Genomic DNA, 24,554 nt, shown 5'->3' with positions numbered 1-24,554 from the left:
ACGGCAGACCGGAAGCTCGCTATCAGCAGGTCTCAGGATGAAGCAGTGCTTCCACCAGATCCATGTTCTTGGAAACGTCATTGCGCGTGCTTGCATAAAGCATCGTTGCTACGATCAGGCGATCCATCATGCGCGCCAGATAGACCCGGCCGATACCCTTCAGACCTGCTTGCTCAAAAATACTCAGCAGGTCGTTGAGCGCCTTGACCATGTGCTCCGTCTGTTCCTTCGGATCGCTGCTGCTGTCGATCTTTGCGATCTCCCGGAGGAGCCTTCCAGACTTCTTCGTGAACAGGTCTGCGTCCGGGTCTTCCTCATGCTCCTTTTCATATTCGACCAGCTTTTCCCAGCTTTCTTCGTTGAATCTGGCTGCAAGGATCATAAACCAGCCCAACAGCAGGATGCCGTCATGATCCAGTACCCGGTTCGTGGGTTCTGCGCCATGCAGCGGTCTCAGCGTCTGGCTCACCTCATTCGGGAGAGACCGCAAGCGTCCATTCAGATACGCCCGGAGCTTTTCCTCCATTGCATCATCTTCCCGTTCCATGTGCTCCTCGTTGTTGTCATTCACACGGGTGCCCACATAGGCATACATCTCATTAAACAGCGCGGCAAGTTCCTCCGGCAAGCCATCCTTCGTCAGCACATACGGAGGGACTTTCGGGAAGAGGATCACCAGTGCCTGCAGCAGCCCCTTGAGCGCCAAGCTTGCCGTGCGCGTGTACTCCCGCGTGTAATTGCTGGTATAATGCCCGGACAGCGGGTCCGTTCCGTCCGCATCCATAAGCGTTGCCTGGTCAAGCGAGTCGGCATTCTTCACCAGTTCTTCTACCAGCTTTGCATTGAAGGCACTATCACCAGCCCGGCTCTCCTCCGTATCCGGGACGGTATCGACCATGCGGAGGAGCGCCTGCGTGCCGCCGCTCTCCGTGCCCGCAGCAGCGTTCCGGGTGCCATTGGTCTGGCGCAAAAAGCCCTTGAGCACCTCCATCATATCCCGCCATGTAAGGTTGTCGCGGTAGTGCCTGCGCATTGCCAGAAATACAGCGTCCAGCAGATTATGCGGGTTCCAGTTCTGGTTGTAGAGCATGAACAGCCGCTCGACCTCTTCATCCGTCAGGTGAAAAACCGTCGCCATTTTGTAGATCTCGCTCTTCGAGCCAACACGGCTTTCCGTATAACCGCGGTTCAGCACCGTGCCCCATGCCGCATCATGCAGAGGGCCAATATTCGGCGCTTCTTCCAGCCGCCGGGCAACTTGACGGCGGACCGCTGCCGACCATCCCCTCGAATGGTCCAGCTGCTTGAGATCCGGGCAGTCCAGCCCTTCCAAAATTTCAGGATAATGGGTCTGCAATGCACGGCAGACGCAGAAGCCGGGCGTCATCACCGTTCTCCAATCCGTCAGCGTTTCCAGCAGATTTTCTGCATTCATCAGCACCGCGTTTTCGTTATCCCGCGTCTGTTCGATCCACTCGTTCAGCTGCCGCTCCGATTCGCGCGTTTGGGGCATCATGTTGTCTTCCATTTTGTTGACCTCCTCTGAATTTCTGGCTGAAGGGTATAGTCTCCCCATTCAACTGCCCTTATTATAGCACATCTTTTATATCTGGTCTCAAAAATCTCAAATAACCTAAAAGCCTTCCGACATTTTTTCGGGCAGCGTCTCTTTTGTATGCTAATCTGGTATCGTTCCCAAGGAACGCTCGTGATCCCAGACCATTCAAAAGGAGGCTGCTTTATGCCCGATCTCGAAAAAAGTCACGATAAAATGTCCGAAAATTTCTCGAAAATGACCCCTGCCATGCGGCGTCATCTGACCATGCACCTGTCGTATCTTCAGTCCGACTGCAAAAAGGACGCACTGGACGACCCGCTTTTTCACCTGAACGTCAGGGCGCTGAATGAATTTTATCAGCTGAATGCGTTTTTGTATCCCTCCGACGTTCGGACCATTCTGGACAGCTGCGGCACGGACAAGATCCGCCGCGCCCTGATCCTTCTGGGGCAGTGCCAGAAGCCTCACATCCTTCGTCAGGTCGATATCGAGGCGCTGCGCACCGAAATGGAACAGGTGACCGGTTGTGGACCCGCCAAGCAGACCCTGCTGGATCTGGTAAGCCGCACCAACCGCACTGCCGTTCCTTTCCGTGTGCTGCTGGTCGGCCCGTCCGGCATCGGCAAGACCCTGCTTGGCGACATCCTCGCCGCACACTACAAGCCGCGGCGCATCGACTGCGGTTCCATCAGCTCCCCCGTCGCACTGGCGGGAGAGGAATCCGGGTACAACAATTCCACCTATGGCATGTTGGCGGATGCGGCGCTTGATCAGGCGGATCTTTTGCAGTTTACCGGGGTAGACCGCATTACGTTCGGCGGGCAGAACGGCAACCCGTTCCCTGCGCTGATCCAGCTGGTGCGCGAGCATACCGTGCACGACCTTTACCTTGGCACCTCCGTACATGTAAACGCCAACATCATCGCCGAAGCCGAAAGCACCGCTTCGCTGCCCGCCGACCTGATCAGTGCCTTTGACGCGGTGATCGCCATGCCCGCACCCACGCGGGAGGAGCGTCTCGCATTCGGCAAGGCGCTGTTCGACACCCTCAACACGCGCAGCGGCCTTGTTCTGGAGCCGGACGTCCTTCCCTGGCTGCTGGATCATTACTGCCCGGACGAGGGCATGACGAACCTGAAAACCAGCGTGGAGCGGCTTTTCCATGCCGCCTCCAACGCGCCCGACCCGGCGCTGCCCATCACGATCCCTGCCGCTGAAAAATTCCTTGGCGCGGCACAGCTGAGCGAATACGAGAAGAACGTGCTGGCATTCCGTCAGGGGGTCTATTCCGACAGTATGCGCAAGGTCGGTCAGGCGCTGATGCAGACCATCAACGAGAACCGCGGCTCTTTCTCGGAGCGCAGCAGCACCAATCGTTCCGATGCCATGGAGCGCTTTTCCTACATTGCACGCTTCCAGCGCTCTCAGCTGCCCTTCCGGTTCGACCTGCCCTCCTTTGAATGCGGTGTGAAGCAGATCATCGGTCTGGACAATGTAAAGGACACGATGCGCGCCCGGCTTGCCGGTATGGAAGCCTCCAACGAGGCAGGCCGTCCGCTGCTTTTTGTCGGCCCCGCCGGTACGGGCAAGACGCACTTCTGCCGTGTATTTGCCCAGTCCCTGAACCTTCCGTTCGAGAAGATCAGCTGCGCCGGGCTTCAGCCCGCCGACCTGAAAGGCACCAGCATCGTTTACAACAACAGCTGCGCTGGTGTCATTGCGCAGGCGCTCAAGCGCGCAGGCAGCACCCGTGCCGTTCTTTTGCTGGATGAGGTGGACAAGCTGCCGGCAGAATCCCAGTTTGCCCTGCTGGACCTGCTGGACGGCCACCGCAGTTTTTACGAAAAGCATCTGGACTGCGATATCGACCTGCACCAGCTGGTCCCTGTTCTGACCGCAAACGATCTGGAAAAGGTCTCTCCCATTCTCCGGGACCGCTGCGACCTGATGCCGATGTACGGCTATACGCTGGCCGAGAAAAAGGCCATTGCACAGCAGGCCATGCTCCCTGCCGCGCTGAAAAAATACGGCCTGCCCGATGCGCTGTTCCCGGAAAACGTCACGGACCTTTTGGTGCGCCGCTACTGCCGCGCACCCGGCTGCCGTGACATGGAAAGCATGCTGAACCGCCTGTGCGAGACCCTGACCCTGTACCGGGCACAGGAAAAGGAACTGACGGTAAACGAAGCGCTGCTGGAGACCGTGCTTGGTGCCCCGCCCGCCGCATTGAACCACTACCCGGCGCACCTCCCGGAGGATACGACCGGGCTTGTAAGTACGCTGGCAGTCATGCGCAGCTCTGCCGGTGTGAGCTTCGGCTCGCGCGATGCCGTACAGGCCGTTCTGACGGAACGCCCCGGCATTACCATCACCGGCTTTGCACAGGACGCTCTGCGGGAGAGCGTGCAGACCGCCCTGACCGCCGCCGAACAGCTGACCGGCAAAACACTGCCGGAGGGCAAGGGGGTGCACATCCATTTCTGCGGCGATGAGCCCAAGAACGGCGCCTCCGGCGGCTGCGCCATTGCGCTGGCGCTTGCCAGCCTGCTGACCGGAACGCCCGTCCCCCGCACCTTTGCCCTGACCGGCACGGTCGATCTTCTGGGCAGTGTCGGAAAGGTCGGCGGCATCCCGGAAAAGACCGAAGCCGCCCTTGCCGCCGACTGCAAGCTGCTTTTTCTGCCCGGCGAAAACCGCGACGACCTGCCGCCGGAGCTCCGGGAGCAGGCCGATGCACAGGGCATGGAGATCCTGTTTGCGGATACGCTGGCCGAGATCTGGGCAAAGTGCATGGAGTTGTAAACGGATTTAGAATGATGCTTTCTCCCTCTGCGGCTTCCGCAGGGGGAGTTTTGTTGTCAGGTGTCAGGCTCCCACCAAGAAGCCCATCCATTCTCAATCGCAATGAGCTTTTCCTTTTCGTTCAGTGTTTCAAGCGTTTTGAGCTGTTCCTCGTCTTCACAGAACCAAATCTGCAAGTCACGTTGCATATAAAGAATAGGATGATGCTCTGGAAGAATTTTTTTTAGTAAAGACAACTGTTCTTCAAAAAAACGGAACATCGGTTCTTTTTGCTTATTATACTCCTCTATAATCGACACGTAGTTTTGTAAGTCAGACGCATACCATTGTTCCTCAAATTGCTCAGCCTGTTTGACTTGTTCAGTTACTTTGGTCATCCCTCTATTCCAGTTTTTAATATAGTCTCCCAAGTCTTTTTCTGCTTTAAGCAAAGCATCCTTTGCACCGTCATATTTCTTTTGTACACAGCAGCAATAAATGTATAGACCACATGCCCGCAGCCAAATCAGCAAATCCGAAATCCTTGGAAACAGTCCATCACGATTTCTTGCCTGATTGTCCTTTGAGAGAATATCAAACAATTCCTCTGTCAGTTCAATCACACTTTTTTCATCGTGATTTTTCCGTGCCGTACAAATTGCTCTTTCATAGTACGGCTCCATAAAGTAATGCCCCGGATAAAATTCCGTCGTCGTTTTTCCGTCTGGCGTTCTTACTGTCACGACCGGATTATCAAACCACCGACCTGCAGACTGCAAAAGGATGATTTGCTTGAGCCATTTCAGTTCTTTGTCATAATCTTTTACTTTTTCATAAGCATCCACGATTTTCTGTAAGTCATCCATGAATTCAGATGCTATACTGCCACCATTATTCTTCCTTGCTTTCTCAAAAATCGCCTGGCAATACTTCCGGTCTTTTTGCTTTGTCATCTCCCCATTCTGTAAATCACTCAGAAGAGACTTTGTTTCCTCGTCAATGATGGATACACGCTTCGGTTGTTCATAAAAAATCTTGTCGCCTATCACCTTCCGTCTCGAAAAAAGATCTCGTCTATGCGTTCCATATATTATATATCTACACTTTTCTGCATATATTTCTGCTCTTTTTTCTTCTCCTAGCTGATAAGCTGCTTTTCGTAAGATATCATAAAACTCAGCTTTTTTGCGCCTATAGCGCATTGGAATTGCTTCATAGTTTACTTTCTCGCTTAAACTGGCTGGAACTATGTAGTCTTCTTCTTCATTTTTGGGATCGTTATCCATTTCTTTCTTCGTTAAGCCTATATGCACCCTTTCTTCATTTGCTTGTCCAACTTTTAATATTTTTTTGCAAAGTTTTTGTTTCAATGCTTCTTTATTGGGCTGTTGGCTTGCCCAATCTGCAACTTGCCAATAAACCCTCATCTCTTCCAGTGGATCCTGTATTGGGAGATACTTTTTCGGATGTTCTACAAAATCCAACTGAACTTGAAAGGCACGGTTTTTATATTGTCGGCTTTTTTCTTCATCCTTAAACCGATATGCTATATAATCGCAGCACTCCATCTGCGCAATTACATCACTTGGTTCTTTCTTCATCAAAAAGTCCGAATAATCACACCGAGTTTCCAGAAGAATTTTTTCATACTGAACAGATTCTTCTCGAAGCGTTTCCTCATCATCCGAAATAAAAAATGCAAAAAATTTTTCAAAACGTTCTATACGATCCCAGCAAAGTTCTATAATTTCCTCATAGTTTATTGGCTCCTGCTCTTGTAGAAATTCCAGATACTCTTGTGCCGCTTGTTTTTCTTCCTGTACATAAATCTGAACTTTATCTGGATTTTTCTCATAGTCAATTTCCTTTGCTTTTTCTGCAAGCCATTTACAGATTCTCAGATAATGTTCGTAATCCTCATTTGTTTTTCTCTCAAAATGTTCCAGCAATTCTTTTCCAACCTGAATCTGTTTTTCATTGCTGGCGATATCCGTATAAGGCCAGTAATCCAAATAATTATCCGGATGAAGTTCCTCCGAAAGCTTTCGTTTAATTTCTTCTAACCGTTCACTATACTTTTCATATTCCTGAAACAGCACCGGATACGTCAGTTTTCGATCTGGCTCTTCCAGACAGACTGTCCAATATTCTCGCGCCAATTCCGTCGTTTCATAGTTTTTCCGTACATACTCAGGTGTCACATAGCTCAAAACATTCCACAAATTCCAGTGTAGGCAAATTACTTTTTTCTGTATATCCGAGACACCCGCAACAGACAGCAAACCGTCATTCAAAGCATTGTAGATGCACATTGCATCCGGAAGATATTCCACTATACGGAGAACATAATTTTCTTTTCGACTGCGATTTTTTACATTAAAAAGCCACGCCGCCGCACAGCTGGACCAATAGCCAAACAGAAATGTTTCTTTCTCCGCAATTTTTCGCGCTTGAATATAGGCTTCTGCCATCGCAATACGGTTCTGAGGAGAAATTTGCACGCCATATCTTCTATACGGAAGCGGCAACGCACTCAAAAAGATATCACACTGTTCCAGCGTAATCGCCAGCACTTTCCTTGCCACCACCCGCACCAGCGTATGCAGGTTTAAAATAACTTCTTCTGAATCCTCTTCCGTTTTCTGCTGCACATATCCCAGCCGGAGCAGATGATTCAGCGCCTCAAGGTTCTTGGTGTTTTCGTCTTTCGATTCATGCGGGCAGCAGGAGAGAAACAGCGTTTCGTACATGCCGCTGTTCTCGCCGATGAGCTGCGCATAGCGCAGCATATCCTGCTCCCACTCATTAAAATTTGCCAGACGGAACAGCCGGATCAGATGCCCCTCGATCCGGTTTTTTGAATAGTCGGTGTCCTTCTGACCGCTGATCTCCACAAAGGCGCCCGAGCCATAGCCGTCACAGCTCAACTCCTTGTAGATCTCCGGGACGGTCAGTCGGCTCTCCCGCATGGTGCGGGCGATCATATCCACCGTCATGGTGTGGCGGTCTACCAACGCAATAAGCCTGTCCAGCTCTTCGTCACTGCGCTTTTGCGCATCACTGCGCCCCTTGGCATCTTTGCTGTTTTCGCGCAGGATCGCGCGCAGCGGCTCCAATTCCAGCCTGTCCACCTCGAAAGGAACGATCCCGGTGACATTCGACACATCCAGACGGGTCACGAACAGCACCTTGCAATTCAGCTGGCACAGACGGGTAAAAAGATCGGTCTGTCCCTGCACCGTTTCCTCGTGCACCACAGAATCCCAGTACTCTTGTGTGTCGTCATCCACATTGTCGATGATCAGCAGGTCGTTTTCGTGCATGTGGGCATTCAGTTCCCGGAACATATCATCAATGATCCCGGCCACAGGGCGGGGGACTTCCTTTCCGTCCTTCTGCTCGGTAAATGCCACCGTGGACATATTCCGCGCCAGCGTATCCACCGCAAGGCCGGTCATGCTGCCCGGGTAAAAGGCATAGTACACCTGCGAACAGGGATAGTTCCTCTGCCATTTGTGCCCCAGCAGCGTTACCAGCTTGGTTTTGCCGATGCCGGAAAAGCCGTGCAGCACCAGTTTTCCCTCGGCCCACAGTTTTGCTTCGATTTTTTTGATATCTTTATCGCGCCCCAGCACCTCGTCGCCGTTCAGCTGCAAAAGGCCAAGACTCATCTGCCAAGCGGGCGGCTCGATCTTGCGGTACAGCTGCATGATCTGTTCCATCATTTCCTGCACGGAGCTGCGCTTTTCCGGCTTTATTTCTGCCGCGCCGGAAAGGATCTGATCCAGACTTTTCTGCACCGCCGGTGTGAGCTGCGGGTCGTTGATGCCGCTGGCATTGAGCGTCGGGGCTTTCAGATCCCTCTCGAGATCCGAATACCAGCCCTTCCGCAGCGCTTCCAGAATGTTCTGATCCAGCAGGCAGTGCATCAGCTTGCCCACTGCGTAAACGTCTGCCTTGGGGGTCAGGCGCTGCTCACCGCCGCCCTTCAGCTCCGGGGCGGCAAAGCCCGGGGTCGCCATGACCGACTCTTCGCCGAGCGGCGCAGTTTTCCCGTCCACCAGTGCGCGGGCGCTGCCAAAATCAATGAGCATGGCGTTCAGAACGTTTGCGCCCTTATCATCCATTGCCAAAAACACATTGCCCAAGTTGATATCTCCATGCAGGTAGCCCGCCTCATGGATCTTTGCAAGCAGGATCAGCAGACGCCAGACCAGCATCAGCGTCACTTGCAGCGGCGGCACCGCCAGCACCGGCTTGCTGTTCGGCTGCAAATTGCCCAAAGGGGTTTCTTTGCTCTTTTTCTTTCCGGCTTCCCGCAGGATATCCTGTAACCACAGGCCGTCCTTGTGGTTCAGGTTGTCCATTTCCAGAATGCAGCAGGGGAGCGTGCCCTCTGCCTGCCATACCGTGCCGTCCGGCTCCCGGATGCTCTGCACCTCCAGCATCCCGCGCACCGGCCACACATGAACGGTTTCCCGCGCGACCTCCTGACTGATCTCCATTTCCCGCGCCGCCTGCTTGGCAAGCTTTTCATAGCAGCTCAGCAGACCCGGATCTTCGTCCGGGCTGTCTACACACGCACGCTCGACCGGGACCCCCTTCCGGCGCTCCCACTCTTGGGGGTAAAACTCCTTCAGCACGGCGCGGATGCCGCTGCCGGCTTTTTCCGCATAATAAATGATCGCCGTCCCGCCCGCTTCGTTGGAGGCTGTTATTTTGTACTCTGCTCCATCCCGTGTGTACAGGACAGTCCCTTCCGCCCATTTCTTCCGCAATGTTCCATTCCTCCCTGTTCGCCGTTTTTTTCAGTGTACCACACCTAAGCCTTCGGCTCTATGGCAAATACGCACAACTTTTTACCAGTTTCTTATGCAGGTTGACTGCGAAACTAATTTTTTGGGGGCAGGGTATCCGCTTACGCTATACTGTACTCACTGAAGCGGGAAACGCCCGCCGAACCCCAAAAAACGGAGGTATTTCTTATGAAGATCAACCATTCGCAGAAACTTGTACAGCGCGTTCAGGAGCATCTTGACAAGAACCACATGAAGTATATGTTCGATGAAGATGCCGACTGCTTCCATTTCCCCATTTATGCAGCGTTCTCCTCGTTCTTTTTCACCATGTTTTCTCTTCACATGGAGGACGACTGCATCCTCTTGGACGCCGAGTTTCCGCTGATCATCGATCCCCCTCACCGCGCTCCGGTCAAGGCGTTTATCTCGGACCTTAACAGCACGATAAAGAACGGCTGCTTCCATCTGAACTCCATGAGCGGTCGGCTGCTGTTCCATATCTATATCGACTGCGTTGAGCGCATCCCCACGGACGCGGTTCTGTCCCGTGCACTGACGTATGCCTGCGCTATGATGGACCTCCACTGCAAGGATCTGCTTCGCCTGCTCACGGATGCCTCGGAGCCGAAAAAGCCCGCGCCGTCCGCCCCGGACTCCTCCCTTGTGGACGGTTTTCTGGAAGAGCTCCTGCGTTCCATCCATCCGACGGAGAAATCGGAGGACAGTTCCAAGGAGGACGGTTCCGCGGACAAGCCGTTCCACTTTCCGTTTGCGGTAAAGCTGGACGAGGAAGCGACGGAAGAGCCCGGTGCAGCGCCTGAACTTTCGGAAGAGGATCAGCAGCTCTTTGAAAAGCTGCTGCACATCTCTAAAGAGCCCGATAGCGCTGACGGGGACAAGGACGAAAACGAGGACTAAGCTGAAGGGAGCCAACACGGATATGGAATGTTACAGTTTTACAAAGCCCGGCCGCCTCCACCTGAAAAACGGCGAGAAGAATCAGGATCAGTTGTTCGGCATCCGCAGCCGTGACCGTATCGCGGTCTGCCTGAGCGATGGATGCAGCACCGCGTCCCATGGTCTGGCAGCGGCGCAGCAGATCGTCACCCTGACTGCCCGGATGTTTTACGAGCAGTTTTACGACCTGCTGCTGGACGACCCCGACACCGTGCGCCGGAAGATCTGCGCCGTTCTCCAACCGGCACTGCGCGCCTTTGCCAAACAGCAGGGCGTTGAACCGGAAGCGCTGGCAGCGACCCTGATCGTCTTTGCTGCGGACGATACCGGCCGCTATCTCTGCGCCCATCTGGGCGATGGCTGCATCCTGATGCAGCCGTCGGGCGCGGAGGCAGCCGCATTTTCAACGATCTCTGCCCCTTCCTGCGGGATCGCGCCGCATTCTACCTATCTGACCATGAACACCAACATGATGCAGCACCTGAAAGTATATCGTTCTCTCCGGCCTGTGCGGGGAAAATTCCTTCTGCTTACCGATGGCGCAGACGACCTGCTGCGAAGCAAACTTCCGAAAGACCGGCTCCTCTGTCCCTTTTCCGGCCCGGAGCTGGAGTGCTATCTGGACGAACAGCATCCCCTTGACGATTACAGCGCCGCCATCGTTACAATTTCCTGAGCCGCGCCTTTCTTTTTGACGATAAACGTTTTATAATATGCCCAAAGAAGTATAAAGGAGGAATCCCCATGGCCGCATACAACGACCGCGTTCCGCTGAAAGACGGCACAGTTCTGCACACCACAGACGGAAAGCGTTTTCATATCCTGCACAGCACCTCTATTGGCGGAAGCGCGATCCTTTATTCCGCGCATCTGGACGGGTCCTCGCTGGATGTTACCCTTAAAGAATTTTACCCCGCCGGTTGTGTCCGCGTGAACGGGGTCGCGCTGGACCCCGGCCTTGCCGCACCGGATGCCTCTCCCGCATTGCGGCAGGCATTTTACCAGCGGCTGGAGCGGATGGCACAGCACGAACTGGAACTGAGCCAGCTGGCCTATAACGGTTCCTTCCACGCATTGCCCCATTTGGAGCAGCTGGAGGTCTGTTCCATCTCCCAGCCCGAAGAGCCCGTGCATCGCTCCGCTGACGGCACCGCTTTGCCCTGCACCTTTCTGTATCTGCCCACGCTGAACCCTTCCAAAGGCTTTTTCCTGTCCGATCTTCTTGCCGAGTGTGCCGCCTATCCCCGGGACAAGGAGCACCCTTTCGGTGCTTTGATGCCGGACGAGCCGCGCTCCATCGCTGCGCCGCATATTCTGACCACCCTGCATCTGATCCGCCTGATCCTGGATGCCCTTGCAACGCTTCATAAAACGGCGATCCACGGAGACATTTCCTTAGGGAACCTTTTCATTGACGGCGATCTGCATACCGGTACGCTGCGCGGTGCAGTCTTTCTGGATTTTGGTTCTGCGCGCCTGCTGGACGCTCCCAACGGTAAGACCGCGCCGATCCTGCCCAGCGAGAAGCTCTACACCACACCCCTGTTCTGCGCGCCGGAAATTTTTACCGGTGCCCGCAGCGGCGAGCCATTTTGTCTGACCCCTGCGGCAGACGTGTATTCCGTCGGCGTCCTGCTGCGGCTTCTGCTGCGAAAAGAAGCGCTGGCAGCATACCGGAAGTTCCCGGAGGATCTGGCAGAGGAATTGAAGCCCGCAGAGATCTATCCTTCCGATACCGTTCCCTCCGCGCGGCCTGTGCTGCCCCAGCTGAATCATATCCTCTCTGCCGCCGCAGAACCAGACCCGGAAAAGCGCATCCCTGTGGCTGAAATGCTGAAAGAGATAAACGCCCTCATCGAGCAGCTTTCTGCGCCGCGTTTCCCGCTGGCAGAGAACCTTTCCAGCCCGGAGAGCTTTATCCCGCACAGCCGCGATAACGAATTGAAGGCCATCCGCAAACAAATGGATTCCGGCGTCCGTCCCATCTTCCTTTATGGTCTGGGCGGCTTGGGCAAAACGGAGACCGCCCGCGCCCTTCTGCGGCAGTGCAAGAAGGACGGGATGCGTGTTGCTTTTTTCAACTACGAGCAATCCGTGCGGGACACGATTTTGCATCTGGAATTTACCAACTACCGGTATACGCCCTCCACTCCCCATCTGTCCTTGCAGCAGCAGGAGGAAGAGCACTATTACGAAAACTTAAAGCTTCTGGCGGCAATGGGGCCGGACAGCGTAGTCGTGATGGACAACTTCGACAGCAACAGCCAAACGCTCGACGACCTCCGCCGCGAACCCGCCTATCAGGATCTGATCAATTTGGGTGGGCCTCACCTCATTATCACTACGCGGTTCATCCCGGAGGGCGATTCTTCCGTGGAGATTTGTCCTCTGCCGAAAGAGCTGCTGCTGAAAATGATGCTGAAAGAACTGCAAATTACGGAAAAAGAGGACCCCCGCCTTGCGTCCACGCTCCGCGAACTCATCCTTGCAGTCCATGGCCACACTTTGACCTGTCATCTCATTGCAAAGAGCATCCGCTGTTCTTGGGGCAGGTTGACTGCGCAGGATGTACTGGACGCTTTGAAGCAATACGATCTCCAGTCCCTGAAGCAGCGGCCTGTCACCAGCGACAAAGACCGCGGCTACACAAAAGATACGATCTACGGTCATCTGAAAGTATTATTTGACCTGAGCCGGATGACCGGCGCATATCGCACGGTATTGTGCCATACGGTGCTGCTTCCCCCCAAGGGGCTTGACACCAAGCTTTTTCTCGATGGAGAAACGCCGGAGGAACAGAACGCCCTGATCGAGCTGGTCGAACGCGGTTGGATCGGGCGGAACCGGTTAAACAAGGATATCTATTTTCTGACGACGCATTCGCTGATCCGCCAGCTTATCCTGAACGAATTAGCCCCCTCTGTGGACGAATGCAGCGCTTTCTTTGCGCAGTTGGAGCGTTCCTTCACGGATTATGTGGAGCTGCTGGAAGAAACCGGCTATACCACGACCCCCGAGACCATCCGGGCTGATCCTTATCCCAAAGATCCGAACTATGATTTTGAATACGACCTTGGCTGCCTTTATGAAACTGCGGCAGACCTGCCTTTTGTCCCGGATGCGATAAAAGCGGCATGGCTGGGCAAAGCCTTGGATCACTATTCAGAAAGCAAGTGGTTCTATCTCAACGATGATTCCGACAGTGTTATCGATATCGAAGTCATATGCAGACGCTGCCGCTTAAAGCGCCTTTTGCTGACGCAAAAGCTAGCCCCTCAGGATGAACAGCGGGATATCTGGCAGCGGGTGCATGAACTGGAAGAACTGCGCGATGCTTATGTCGGAACGGCAAGCCGTGAAGATCAGGCAAAAAGCTTTGAGAAAGAAGCGGAACTGGAGACGCTTTTCTTTTCGCTCTCAGAAGAGGAGGCGCTTGCCGGTGAACATGCGGAGGAATACCGGAACTTAGGGAAAGACATCTATCTTTCCTGCGTTGACCGCCTTATCCGCCAAGATCCTGACCGCTCTTTTGACCAAGCGTTTGTCCGCCATGTCCTGGATATCGCCGCCGAAGGAGAAGCCTTTGTTCTGAAACACTTTGACAACGATGCGGAAGATTTCTTCTCCGAGATCTGCACCTACTATTCTGCGCTTTGCAGCACATTTAGCCTAAATTGTCTTTATTATGAAGCGGCAGATCATTACAACCGAAAGCACGCCGCAGAATGGCTCCGAAAGGACAAATATTTGGAGGAGAAAGCAAAACAGACCGGAAAGAAATTGACCTGCGAGGACTATTGGATCTTCGGGAATCATGCGCGAGATTACGATCAACAGCTGGCATTTCAGTACTACATGACCGCAATTGCATCAGCAGAGCAGATCCTCGAATCAGGGGGTACTCCGCCACGGGAAATATCCATCGCATACCGTTTTTGTGCAAAAATTCTCAAACAGCAGGGCGAGACCAAGAAGGCCGCACTGTTTAAGAAGCGTGCCGCAGATTCCGAAAAGCGCGACAAAGCCATACAGGCAGCCCTCCACAAGGAGTTTGAAGCACAGCAAGGAAAGAACAACGCTCGTAAGAGCAGTTTTTACAGCGCCAACAATCCCTCCGACATCCTTTCTTGATCCTTTTATTTTTTAGACCGTAATTCCTACTCGTAAAAATTATGAGCGGGAATTACGGTCTTATTTTTTCTGTTTGTATATTCTTTATTTTTCGAGTGCCTTTTTAAGTTGTGTTATCCTATATCTACCAGCTCATCACACCCCCAGCAAAGAGAAACAGAGCGTTCCCGACGGGGAACGCCCTGTTGTACAGATCGCTGTTGTCTGTGGCTTTTGGCAGGGTGCGTCCAGTAGCAGAGTTCCCATAAAACAGTATTTGCAAAAGCTCCCTAAATGGGGAAGATTTGGCGTGACTTCGGTCACGCCTTTTCTTTTGCTTCCAGTTCATCCAGAGGGATGTACCCCAGCCCATCGTACTTGATATGGATGTGCTGCACCCGCTTTCCGCTGGACTTATCCGGGGCATCCACATAGATGGCCGACACCAGTTCACGGAGAGCATAAGGGGTGAGTTCTTCAATATGAACGTACTTGTGCGCTTTCTGGACGAACTTTTCAATATTCTCGATCTGCTGTTCCTGTACTTCAATTTCCTGCTGGATGGAGAGAACTTCCTCTTCCAGCTGCTTCTGTTCGGCATCGTAGCTCTGACTCATCATGTCGAAGCGGTCATCGCTAAGCTTTCCGTTAACATTGTCCTCGTAAATCTTCATGAACAGCCGTTTGAGGTCTGCGATCCGCTTCTCATTCCGGGCAAGCTGCTTCTTCAGGACAATCAGCTTTTCGGTGCTTTCCACCCGAAGCTGCTCCTCCATGACCTTGCGGAAGTAGTCCTCATGACAGAGGATGTAGTCCGTCACCCGCTGAACATGGCTTAGCACACGGCCCTCCAAAACCTTTACCCGGATGAAGTGTCCCTTGCACTTGCTCCCGTTCTTCTTGTGCAGAGAGCAATCAAAGAAGTCTTGACTGAAGTTCCTGTGATTGGACGAACCATATTGCATCTTGGAACCGCAGTCAGCGCAGTAGACCATACCGGAGAAAATGCTGCTCTTGCCTGTCCGGGTCATGCGGTGACGCTGGCTACGAATCTCCTGAACCTTTTCAAACACATCATCGTCAATAATGCGCTCATGTGTATCCGGGAAGATAGCCTGATTTTCCACGGGATTCAGATGTCTCTTTTTATCCCAGATAGAGTTAGTATAGGTCTTAAAGTTGACTGTGCAGCCAGTGTACTCCAGGCGTTCCAGAATCGAACTTACTGCTCTTTTATCCCAGCGATAAGGGTCTTCCGGGGCGGGTGAGTTCGTACTCAGGCCATGGCTCAACTTATAGGCGGTGGGAGTCAGAACTTTGTCCACCCACAGTTGGTTTGCAATTTGGGTCGGGCCACGGCCTTCCATGCACATGGAGAAGATGCGCTTCACGATTGCAGCCGCTTCTGGATCAACAAGCCAATGTTTCGGGTTCTCCGGGTCTTTCACATAGCCGTACGGCACATTGACCGTCAGCGGTACTCCACGCTCTCCCTTGGCCTTCTGAACAGCCCGAATCTTGCGGCTGGTATCACGGGCGTAAAACTCGTTGAACCAGTTCTTAATGCCCGCAAAATCGTTGTTTACGCTGTTTGGGTCAATGGTGTCGTAGTTGTCGTTAATGGCAATGTAGCGAACGCCATACTGGGGAAAAGTGAAGTTTGTGTACAGACCTGTCAAGGCAGAATTGCGTCCCAGTCGGGACAAATCCTTCGTGATAACGATTCCTATATGCCCTACTTCGATCTCGGTCAGCATACTCTGAAAGCCGGGGCGGTCGTAGTTCGTGCCGGAATATCCATCGTCCACAAAGAACACCGGGTTCGGAAAGTGATTCTTCTTAGCGTATTCCAGAAGAATAGCCTTCTGGTTCTCAATGGACAGGCTTTCGCCGAGCCGTGCGTCCTCTTGCGACAGTCGGCAGTAAAGTGCGGTGATTTTATTCGTTGCTCCAGACATTGTTGTGTCCTCCTTACTCTGTGGAGCAACTGTCGGTACAGGATTGGTTACCGGGTCAAGTATAGCAGAATTGGGCGCAGTTGTCATTCGTCTGCACCCTCATCTTCAAATTTTTGCTGGGCGTTCTTGGCAACAATGCGCTCCAGCTTCTTCAAAAAGGACTCCTTGCCCTCATAGCTGCCGGTCACGGTGTAGGTGGTGTGACCGACTTTCTCCGTGGTGGTCAGTTCTGGAATCCAGAAGGCGGACAGGTTCTTGACATGGAGGTTGCCGTTCTCGTCCACATAAGAGCTGTGTTTCTTCTGCTCTTCGGTCAAGGGCTTCCGCTTGAAATAGATTTCATTTTCGGAGATGTTCACAGTCTCGCTGGTCTGCTCTTTCGGGGCATCATCATACAGCTGTGCGAAAAATGCCAGTGCATCTTCGGGTGGTTCTTCCTCCATGAGCTGCTCGAAAACTCGCTGTTCCTCTGCCGAGAGGTTATTCCATGCGGCTTCCAACTCCTGCTCGTTGGCTGCGTTGACGAAGGCTTCGATCTCTTTTTTCATGGTGCATCCTCCTTTGGCTGCGAAAAGCGGATTTTCAAAAAGTATGGGTTTTCGTGAGAGCAAGAATCGTCCCGTGGCCACAAATTTTCAATTCTTGAAAATTCTTGCCCTTTTGGGACAGCTTCTTGTTGGGGCGTGCCTGCCCCAAACCCTGCTAGGTGATTTCATTCTTGGTGGTTGCTATATTGCTTATATGCCTTTTCAAATCCTGATTTGTTATATATGATAAATTTATAACATTCTCCATCTTTCATGGAAATTGCTGCAACAGGAACGACCATCTGACTCCATGAAAGCTCCCTTATCTCGTTCATGGGCAATACAAGGTTGCGATACAGTGGACTGACTGTGAGCTTTTGAGTTGAATATGTAATGCTCTGTTCATCAATGTACAAACCACCGCCAATGATTCCATTACGGCATAAGCTACACACAAAAGTTTTTCCCATAATATTACCGCCTCCTATTAGTTGATGGTTGGTTAAGTTGAGTATATCATATTGATTTCCAGAAGAACACCCCTATATAGGAGATTTTAGCCGTTTTACTGCGTACGTGCGTACGAGAGATTGGTACGCACGTACGCAGCGATTTGCCCGAAGCGCACCCTATATAGCCGTTTCCCACTCGGAGAGCCCACTACACTTTGCAGACCGCAGGGCTGAAAGCGTCATAGTGGGTTATTACACTTCCGCAGAAGTGCCTTTTCCTCGCCGCAGACAGCCCGGTGCACCTTTGTGAGAGCTTTCTGTCCGGCGAATCCACATCGCCCACAGGCGATGTGAGCAGGGATTCCAAAGGGGCGCAGCACCCTTGGCACACGACTTTGGTACAAAGTCTAGTGTGTTACACCTTTCCAGAGATGTACACGTTCCTGAAATGCAAAAAGCCCCATACCCAACACCTTGACGGTGCGGACATGGGACTTGATGCTTCCTCGGCCTAGCCGGGTACTCCGTAACCAATCCTGACAGGCAGTTGCCGTGTCATTTTTCGAAAACTGTTTTACGGATACCCAGCAGTTGGACACACCCTGTTTTTTTACTATGCTTCATCGTTTTCTGCGCGCAGCATCCGGTATCCGACACCAACATGGGTCTGGATCAAATGCGGCGCATTCGGGCATCGTTCCAGTTTTTTGCGCAGGGATGCCATATAAACACGCAAGGAGGCAATGTCATTTTCCTGCGTACTGCCCCATACTTTCTGCGTGAGGGAGGTATGCGTCAGCACTTTGCCCACATTATGCGCCAGCACACACAGCAGTTTGTACTCGATGGGGGTCAAATGCAATTCATTCTCGCTCAGCCAGACGCACCCGGCCGAGAAGTCGATCTTCAAAGGACCATTGACAAAAACCGGGCTATTGATGCCGTCAGAAGCCAGCAGATTCAATCTGCGCTGCGTTACACGCAGTCTTGCCAACAGTTCATCTACGGAAAACGGCTTCGTCAGATAATCATCTGCGCCGTTGTCAAGGGCTTCGATCTTATCGGAATCTTCGCTCCGGGCACTCAGGACGATGATGGGCAGGTTCGACCATGTGCGGACGCTGCGGATGACCTCAATGCCGTCTATATCGGGCAGTCCAAGATCCAGCAGCATGATGTCCGGGTTGTGGCTGGTTGTCATCATGATCGCCGTTTCCCCATTGGAAGCAGTCAGATATTTATAGCCGTGGGCCTTCAGGGTCGTTGTGATCAGACACCGTACAGGAACATCATCCTCTACGACCAGAATGGACGGCTTATTCATGAATGTTCACCTCGCTTTGCGGCAATGCAAAGGAAAAGACACTGCCATTGGGAATGTTGTCACGCAGGGTCAATGTTCCGCCGTGGGCAGTCAGGATCGCTCGGCAGAGGGGCAAGCCCAGTCCAAGGCTGCGGTGGCTGTCTGCGATGCGGCTCTGCCCGGTATAAAACATCTCGAACACCTGTGCTTTTGCGCGATCTGGAATGCCGGGGCCGTTATCTGCAACTTCCACTACGACCTGATGGTCTTTCCGGTAAGCCGAGATCTGAATGACCGAGCCCACGGGGGTGTATTTGATGGCGTTATCCACCAGATTGACAACGACCTGCATGATCAGCCGTGCATCCACATTGACCAGGAGGATCTCGTCCCCATACTGTGTTGTGATGGTGTGTTCGCAGCTTTTCCGGTTGACATGATGCAGTGCTTCTTCGATCATTTCGTCCATCAGCTGCGGTGAGATCTGCAGATTCATCCGCCCATCCTCAATGCGGGTGATGGAAAGCAGATTTTCCACCAGACCGATCAGCCATTGTGCATCGTCAAAAATATCGGTGCAGATCTTGTTCCGGGTCTCTGTATCCAGCGTTTCTCCGTTGGAAAGCAGATTGCTGGCATTGCCGGAAATAGAGGTCAGCGGGGTGCGCAGGTCATGGGAGATCGTGCGCAGCAGGTTTGCCCGCAGCTCTTCATTCCTTGCCTGCAATGCAGCCTGCTCTTTTTCCAGCGCATTTCTGCGGTTTTCGATGGCCAGCGCACCTTCGCCCAGAATGGAAAGCAGCACACTGTTTTCAAAGGCATCCAGCGGTTTTTCGGATAGATCGATCCCGATCACTCCAAACACGCCGCCTCCGGTCCGAAGTGCAAGATAAAGTCCCTTTGCATCCGGGTAGCTATCCGTGCCTGCGCCGGAACGCTTTTTGTTGGAAAACGTCCAGTTTGCCGCATCCCGTTCTTCCGGTGCAGAAAAGATGTTACACGGCACTTCCCCGTCAACCGAAAAAAGCTGTTCTGAACCAAGATTTCCGTTTTGTTCCGGGTAGACGATCAGGTTCCGGTTCAGCAGCTTCATCAGCTGGGACGCTGTCTGAGAGAGGATTTCTTCCTCGCTTTTTGCTCTCTGTAAAAGCTGATTCGTATCAAACAGTACCTTTGTCCGGAATGCTGCCTGCGCAGACATTTTTGCATGGTCTTTCAACCGTGTCGTCAACGCACAGGTAATGATTGCAGAGGTCAGCATCAGGGCAAATGTGACCTGATAACCGGGGTCATACGCATGGAATGTCAGGCGCGGTTCCGTCAGAAAAAAATTGTACAGCGCAACACCGGCAACAGAGCCCAGCACACCGCAGGTGTAGCCGCTGGTACACAATGCGGTGAACAGCACCCCCAGCATATAGAGCATAATAATATTATAGCGTGCAAAGTCCAGTTGCAAGAAAAAGAAGCCGATGAGCGTGATGCAGCTCAGGATGCCTGCGGTGATCAGCAGATCACGGACAGACGGCAGAAGCGGACGGGCGAACAGCCTCCGTCCTGAACCGTAGCCGTTCTCTGCAGAAGCATCCGGGATGATATAAATATCCAGATTGGGGGCAGTCAGCGTCAATTTTTCGGTCAGTGACGGCCCGCTCCAGAAATGGCGGCGATGTATGCTGGAGCGCCCCAGTACGATTTTTGTAATGCCGGAGATCCGGGCAAACTCTGCGATCTGCTGCGGAATGTCATCCCCGTAGATCGTAGAAATGTCGGCACCTGCCTGCTCTGCCATACGAATATGCTGCTGCAAACGCCGGCGATCTTCTTTTCCCATCTGATTCGAATCAGGAGTTCGGACATACAGAGCTGTAAAGGTCCCGCCAAACGCCTTTGCCATCGTTGCCGCCGTCCGCACGATCTTTGCATTGGAGGGAGAGGACGACAGACACGCCAGAATATGTTCGGTGGGTGGGTCGTTCTGATTCATAAAGATCACCTGCCTTGCCCACAGTATAACACAATTTGATGGTCACGACCACCAGCCGCGTCTTTTTCCTTCCTGTCGAAGGATCTCCCTCCGTATGTGATCCAGCGCATCTGCTGCCCGGAAGCCACTCAACATGACTCCAAGAACCATCAGCAACAAAACGACATCCATACCAATCCGTCCTATCTTTTCAGAGCCGGAAACACTTTTGGATCGATGCGTATTTTCCCAAAACCAGCATACTTTCATCCCGGCACAGCTGCGTATCCGGCGTAATGCTCATATCGAGCTTTCCATCTTTTTTCAGTGCAAGAATATTGATGTTATACTTTTTTCGGATATTGATCTCGCCGATCGTGCGATTCATCCATTCCGGCGGAATGGTCACTTCCATGATGGCGTGGTCGTCCTGCAGCTCGATGTAATCCAGAATGTGTTCGGAGCTGTATCGGATCGCTGCCCACTTTGCCAGCTGCTTTTCCGGGTAGACCACTTCATCCGCACCGTTGCGCAGCAGGAACTTGGCTTGTACATCCCGCTCTGCACGCGAGACCACAAGCTTTGCGCCCAGCTCCTTGAGCAGCGATGTTGTTTCCAACGAGCTTTGAAAATTGCCGCCGATAGTTACGATACACACATCAAAATTGCCAACGCCAAGGGAGCGCAGAAAGTATTCGCTGGTGCTGTCACCGATCTGTGCATTCGTCACATAGGAAAGCACGGCGTTCACACGGTCTTCGTTGCTGTCGATGGCCATGACCTGATGACCCAGCTCATTCAGTTCCCGTGCAATATGGCGGCCAAAACGGCCAAGCCCAATCAAAAGAATCGATTTCATACTTGTCTCCTTTATCCGATCGCGATTTTCTCCTGCGGCAGACGAGAGTGGGCAGGGCTGCTGCCAAATGCCGCATAGATCAACGTCAATCCGCCAACACGTCCCAAAAACATCAGTGCGATCAGCACCCCCTGCGAAAGGATGCCCAACTGCGGCGTGATACCCAATGTCAGACCTACCGTTGCCACAGCCGAAGCAGTCTCATACAAACAGACCGACATCGGCAGCTGCTCTGCCGTAGCAATGACAAAGGCTCCGAGGAAGAACAGCGTCAAATACATCCCTGCAATCGTGGCAGCATTCTTGACCGCAGAACCATCTATGCGCCGCCCGAAAAATTCCGCATCTTCTCTGCGGCGGAAGGTTGCCCACATATTGGCCAGCAGAACGGCAAACGTTGTGGTTTTCATGCCGCCCGCCGTAGAGCCGGGCGAACCGCCCAACAGCATCAGAACCACCATCAATGCCTGTGAAGTGCTGCCCATCGCAGCAAGATCAGCGGTGTTAAAACCGGCAGTACGAGGGGTAACGGATTGGAACATCGACAATAAAATGCGCTGCCGGGCAGAACCTGCCGTGAACTCGAAACAATAAAAGTACAGCGTCGGCAGTACCAGAAGAAACGCCGTTGTGACAAGGATCACCTTGCTCTGCATCCGGTAACGGTGAAAGTCAAGGCGGTATGTACAAATGTCCTCCCATGTCAGAAAGCCAAGGCCGCCAAAGACGATCAGGGCCGCGATCACTGTGGTAAGCAATGGGTTGTTTGCATACCGTGTCAGCGAAACAAATTTTGCCCCCTCTGTTCCCAGCAGGTCAAAGCCAGCATTGCAGAACGCCGAAATGGAATGAAACAGTGCATACCAGATCCCGCGCAAACCATAATCGGCGCAAAATGTCGGCAGCAGCAGTGCAGCACCGGCCAATTCAAACAGGGCGGTGATCCGCAGAATAAAGCCTGTCAGCCGCACGATGCCGCCCATCTGTGGGGCAGCCGTAGCTTCCTGCATTGTGCTGCGCTGCTTGAGGGAGATCTTTCGCCCGGAAAGCAGCGCAAAGGCAGCGCCCACTGTAATGACGCCCAATCCTCCGATCTGGATCAGAAGAAGAATTACGCTTTGCCCAAAAACCGACCAGTAGCTGCCGGTATCCTGTACCACCAGTCCGGTCACGCAAAGGGCAGAGGTGGAGGTAAACAGTGCCTCATGAAACGGTGTAACGCACCGCTGCTGTGCAGCGATCGGAAGCATCAGAAGCAACGCGCCCACCAGATCAACTGCCGCAAAACCTGCAATAATGACCTGAAAAGAAGAAAAACGGTGCCGCCTGTAACGAGGATATTGAATCATAAAAGCTCCTTTATCTATCCGTGTGCATAAAGATTAGCATGGAATAAATAAAAGAGCCGTAAAGAAAATTGTAGAAGTATAAAGATTCCATTAAAATTGATCGGGCAACACCAAATAACAAATGCCGGACATCACCAGCGCAAAAAAGCGGTAATGTCCAGCATTCATTTAGATTTCTAGTCCATGGCTTCCGGCCGCATTCTTCAAATATTCCTCTGGGTCGCCATTCAAAATCAAGTCCACATAGCCCAGCGGGTCATTGTAGATGAGGTAGTCTAACTCCGACCTCTGCGCCATGGTCACGTCCAGTGCATCCTCGACCCCGGTGCAGTCAATGGAAATTTTTCTCCCATCCCGGAGCAGCAGCTCCACGCAGCCAGTGTCCATGTTGAAATGACAAGCTCTTGCATCGTACTTCATGTTTGTGTCCTTTCCGCCTTATGGCACCTTTACAGTTGTGACTTTTGTGATACGATTTTTTTGATGCTGATCGCACCCAAAACAAAGTTTTGGGTGCGATCAGCATTGAGAGCCGGTATCAGCTCTCAACAGCCAAGTCATCCTCTACAAAGAGGATGACCATAAGCTTTTGGACACACAGCCGTCAGGAAGGGGCCGGAGCTTGTCGGGGAAAGGCCCCTCCATCTGCTATCGCAGACCGCTCTGCCGCTTAAAAGCCCCACTGGGGCTTTCATTGCTGCGCAACTGCGGCATTTTGCTTTCCGAAGAAAACAAAAAATCCGAACCCTTCTCCTATCGAGAAAAGGTTCGGATTTTCATTGTTTGGTGCGAGTAGTGATACAGAACTTTTCAAAAACCATCGTAGTACAATTTGTTTTTGAGGTCATCGGATAGCAACTTGCTTGTATCGCACCCCGATGGGCGGCTGTATTGAAAAAACAGTTGCCTTTTATATACCACACAACCTAAAAATTATCAAGTACGCGCAGCGTTCACTTCTCCCATCACCGGGAGCAAATGGACGCTGCTTTTTTTGTTTGCAACGAAAGGAGGCCTCCGTGAAATGGCAGTATTTCGGGTAGAAAAGAACAGCGGCTATACGGTCATGTCGAACCATCACCTGCGGAACCGAGCCTTGTCCCTGAAAGCCAAGGGCCTACTCTCCCAAATGCTCTCCCTGCCGGAAGATTGGGACTACACCCTGCAAGGGCTGGCCCGTATCAACCGGGAAAGCATCGATGCGATACGGCAGGCTATCCGGGAACTGGAACAGGCAGGCTACATCCAGCGTTCCAGAGAACGGGACGAGAAAGGGCGGCTGCGCGGTGCAGACTATGTGATCTTCGAGCTGCCGCAGCCCGTTCCTGCATCGGTTTCACCTACATTGGAAAATCCAACGTTGGAGAATCCCACGCAGGAAAACCCTACGTTGGAAAATCCAATGCAATTAAATAAAGATAAACTAATTACAGAAAAACAAAAGAAAGAGGGATTAAATACCGATTCCATTCCTATCCATTCCCCAAACCCCTTGCCTTTGGACGAGGCAGCGGCATCGCCGCCGGAACGGACAGGAAGCCGAAAGGAAGCGACCTATCAAATCTACCGGGACCTGATTTTGGAGAACATCGAGTATGACACCCTCACCCAGAATCCCCGGATAGACCGGGAACAGCTGGACGAGATCGTGGACATTCTGCTGGAAACGGTCTGCACTTCCCGCAAGTCCATCCGGGTGGCCGGGGACGATTACCCGGCAGAGTTGGTCAAGGCGAAATTCTTGAAGCTGGACAGCCATCACATCGAGTTCGTCATGGACTGCCTGCGGGATAACACCACCAAAGTCCGCAACATCAAGCAATACCTGCGGGCCATGCTTTTTAACGCGCCCAGCACCATCAACAGCTACTATGCGTCCCTTGTGGCGCACGATATGGCGCAGCCCGATTGGGGCCGCCCGCCCAACACCTGACC

16 protein-coding genes are annotated in these 24,554 nt (G+C 52.7%); 5 read left to right on the top strand and 11 right to left on the bottom strand.

Annotation, left to right across the window (positions count from 1 at the left end; genetic code table 11):
• Positions 1 to 22: 22 nt before the first annotated feature.
• Positions 23 to 1,528 (bottom strand): hypothetical protein, encoded by a 1,506-nt coding sequence (locus MTP39_RS00735; protein WP_249241070.1) that lies wholly within the window; start codon positions 1,526 to 1,528, stop codon positions 23 to 25.
• 213 nt (positions 1,529 to 1,741) lie between these two features.
• Between MTP39_RS00735 and MTP39_RS00730 the strand changes: the two genes are divergently transcribed.
• Entirely contained in the window at positions 1,742 to 4,360 is a 2,619-nt protein-coding gene (locus tag MTP39_RS00730; protein ID WP_249241069.1) for a S16 family serine protease, read from the top strand.
• A 56-nt stretch (positions 4,361 to 4,416) separates the two neighbouring features.
• Here MTP39_RS00730 and MTP39_RS00725 read toward each other — a convergent pair whose 3' ends face one another.
• Positions 4,417 to 9,117, bottom strand: coding sequence for a protein kinase domain-containing protein (locus MTP39_RS00725; protein WP_249241068.1), 4,701 nt, complete (start codon positions 9,115 to 9,117; stop codon positions 4,417 to 4,419).
• A 207-nt stretch (positions 9,118 to 9,324) separates the two neighbouring features.
• Between MTP39_RS00725 and MTP39_RS00720 the strand changes: the two genes are divergently transcribed.
• Together MTP39_RS00720 and MTP39_RS00715 are read left to right on the top strand one after the other, a co-directional pair.
• Positions 9,325 to 10,056: a hypothetical protein gene (locus tag MTP39_RS00720; RefSeq protein WP_249241066.1), complete on the top strand. Its 732-nt coding sequence runs from the start codon at positions 9,325 to 9,327 to the stop codon at positions 10,054 to 10,056.
• A 22-nt stretch (positions 10,057 to 10,078) separates the two neighbouring features.
• Positions 10,079 to 10,771: a protein phosphatase 2C domain-containing protein gene (locus tag MTP39_RS00715; RefSeq protein ID WP_249241065.1), complete on the top strand. Its 693-nt coding sequence runs from the start codon at positions 10,079 to 10,081 to the stop codon at positions 10,769 to 10,771.
• Here the strand turns inward: MTP39_RS00715 and MTP39_RS00710 are convergent.
• Complete coding sequence (locus MTP39_RS00710) at positions 10,741 to 11,406, bottom strand: hypothetical protein (protein WP_249241063.1); 666 nt, start codon at positions 11,404 to 11,406, stop codon at positions 10,741 to 10,743. The two genes, MTP39_RS00715 and MTP39_RS00710, sit on opposite strands and share 31 nt — an antisense overlap.
• On the opposite strand from MTP39_RS00710, the gene MTP39_RS00705 reads away from it, so the two are divergent.
• Positions 11,371 to 14,226 carry a protein kinase domain-containing protein gene (locus tag MTP39_RS00705; RefSeq protein ID WP_249242073.1) on the top strand — a complete coding sequence of 952 codons (2,856 nt, stop codon included), beginning with the start codon at positions 11,371 to 11,373 and terminating at the stop codon, positions 14,224 to 14,226. The genes MTP39_RS00710 and MTP39_RS00705 overlap by 36 nt on opposite strands.
• A gap of 299 nt (positions 14,227 to 14,525) precedes the next feature.
• On the opposite strand, the gene MTP39_RS00700 is transcribed toward MTP39_RS00705, so the two are convergent.
• From MTP39_RS00700 to MTP39_RS00665, 8 genes are all read right to left on the bottom strand, one after another.
• Positions 14,526 to 16,250 (bottom strand): recombinase family protein, encoded by a 1,725-nt coding sequence (locus MTP39_RS00700; RefSeq protein ID WP_442899405.1) that lies wholly within the window; start codon positions 16,248 to 16,250, stop codon positions 14,526 to 14,528.
• Positions 16,247 to 16,711 (bottom strand): hypothetical protein, encoded by a 465-nt coding sequence (locus MTP39_RS00695; protein ID WP_112120869.1) that lies wholly within the window; start codon positions 16,709 to 16,711, stop codon positions 16,247 to 16,249. The genes MTP39_RS00700 and MTP39_RS00695 overlap by 4 nt, the downstream gene beginning before the upstream one ends.
• Positions 16,712 to 16,875: 164 nt before the next feature.
• Entirely contained in the window at positions 16,876 to 17,160 is a 285-nt protein-coding gene (locus MTP39_RS00690; protein WP_015538118.1) for a hypothetical protein, read from the bottom strand.
• A 595-nt stretch (positions 17,161 to 17,755) separates the two neighbouring features.
• Positions 17,756 to 18,466: a response regulator gene (locus MTP39_RS00685; protein ID WP_249241061.1), complete on the bottom strand. Its 711-nt coding sequence runs from the start codon at positions 18,464 to 18,466 to the stop codon at positions 17,756 to 17,758.
• Positions 18,459 to 20,342, bottom strand: coding sequence for a DUF4118 domain-containing protein (locus MTP39_RS00680; protein WP_442899428.1), 1,884 nt, complete (start codon positions 20,340 to 20,342; stop codon positions 18,459 to 18,461). The genes MTP39_RS00685 and MTP39_RS00680 overlap by 8 nt, the downstream gene beginning before the upstream one ends.
• A gap of 280 nt (positions 20,343 to 20,622) precedes the next feature.
• A complete protein-coding gene (locus MTP39_RS00675; RefSeq protein WP_249241058.1) occupies positions 20,623 to 21,270 on the bottom strand; it encodes a potassium channel family protein in 648 nt (215 codons plus the stop codon).
• 11 nt (positions 21,271 to 21,281) lie between these two features.
• Entirely contained in the window at positions 21,282 to 22,619 is a 1,338-nt protein-coding gene (locus tag MTP39_RS00670) for a TrkH family potassium uptake protein (RefSeq protein ID WP_249241057.1), read from the bottom strand.
• A 168-nt stretch (positions 22,620 to 22,787) separates the two neighbouring features.
• Complete coding sequence (locus MTP39_RS00665) at positions 22,788 to 23,039, bottom strand: DUF6061 family protein (RefSeq protein ID WP_249241056.1); 252 nt, start codon at positions 23,037 to 23,039, stop codon at positions 22,788 to 22,790.
• 604 nt (positions 23,040 to 23,643) lie between these two features.
• Between MTP39_RS00665 and MTP39_RS00660 the strand changes: the two genes are divergently transcribed.
• Positions 23,644 to 24,552 (top strand): DUF6017 domain-containing protein, encoded by a 909-nt coding sequence (locus MTP39_RS00660; protein WP_249241055.1) that lies wholly within the window; start codon positions 23,644 to 23,646, stop codon positions 24,550 to 24,552.
• Positions 24,553 to 24,554 lie beyond the last annotated feature (2 nt).

Origin of the sequence: Faecalibacterium sp. I3-3-33 (genome assembly GCF_023347295.1) — a bacterium.
Taxonomy (GTDB): Bacteria; Bacillota; Clostridia; order Oscillospirales; family Ruminococcaceae; genus Faecalibacterium.
This window is presented reverse-complemented; position numbering and strand designations above follow the sequence as displayed.

Coding starts and splice junctions, on each gene's coding strand:
- MTP39_RS00735 (WP_249241070.1), bottom strand. CDS start 1,528: ATGGAAGACAACATGATGCCCCAAACGCGCGAATCGGAGCGGCAGCTG.
- MTP39_RS00730 (WP_249241069.1), top strand. CDS start 1,742: ATGCCCGATCTCGAAAAAAGTCACGATAAAATGTCCGAAAATTTCTCG.
- MTP39_RS00720 (WP_249241066.1), top strand. CDS start 9,325: ATGAAGATCAACCATTCGCAGAAACTTGTACAGCGCGTTCAGGAGCAT.
- MTP39_RS00715 (WP_249241065.1), top strand. CDS start 10,079: ATGGAATGTTACAGTTTTACAAAGCCCGGCCGCCTCCACCTGAAAAAC.
- MTP39_RS00705 (WP_249242073.1), top strand. CDS start 11,371: ATGCCGGACGAGCCGCGCTCCATCGCTGCGCCGCATATTCTGACCACC.
- MTP39_RS00710 (WP_249241063.1), bottom strand. CDS start 11,406: ATGCGGCGCAGCGATGGAGCGCGGCTCGTCCGGCATCAAAGCACCGAA.
- MTP39_RS00700 (WP_442899405.1), bottom strand. CDS start 16,250: ATGACAACTGCGCCCAATTCTGCTATACTTGACCCGGTAACCAATCCT.
- MTP39_RS00695 (WP_112120869.1), bottom strand. CDS start 16,711: ATGAAAAAAGAGATCGAAGCCTTCGTCAACGCAGCCAACGAGCAGGAG.
- MTP39_RS00690 (WP_015538118.1), bottom strand. CDS start 17,160: ATGGGAAAAACTTTTGTGTGTAGCTTATGCCGTAATGGAATCATTGGC.
- MTP39_RS00685 (WP_249241061.1), bottom strand. CDS start 18,466: ATGAATAAGCCGTCCATTCTGGTCGTAGAGGATGATGTTCCTGTACGG.
- MTP39_RS00680 (WP_442899428.1), bottom strand. CDS start 20,342: ATGGCAAAGGCGTTTGGCGGGACCTTTACAGCTCTGTATGTCCGAACT.
- MTP39_RS00675 (WP_249241058.1), bottom strand. CDS start 21,270: ATGAAATCGATTCTTTTGATTGGGCTTGGCCGTTTTGGCCGCCATATT.
- MTP39_RS00670 (WP_249241057.1), bottom strand. CDS start 22,619: ATGATTCAATATCCTCGTTACAGGCGGCACCGTTTTTCTTCTTTTCAG.
- MTP39_RS00665 (WP_249241056.1), bottom strand. CDS start 23,039: ATGAAGTACGATGCAAGAGCTTGTCATTTCAACATGGACACTGGCTGC.
- MTP39_RS00660 (WP_249241055.1), top strand. CDS start 23,644: ATGGCAGTATTTCGGGTAGAAAAGAACAGCGGCTATACGGTCATGTCG.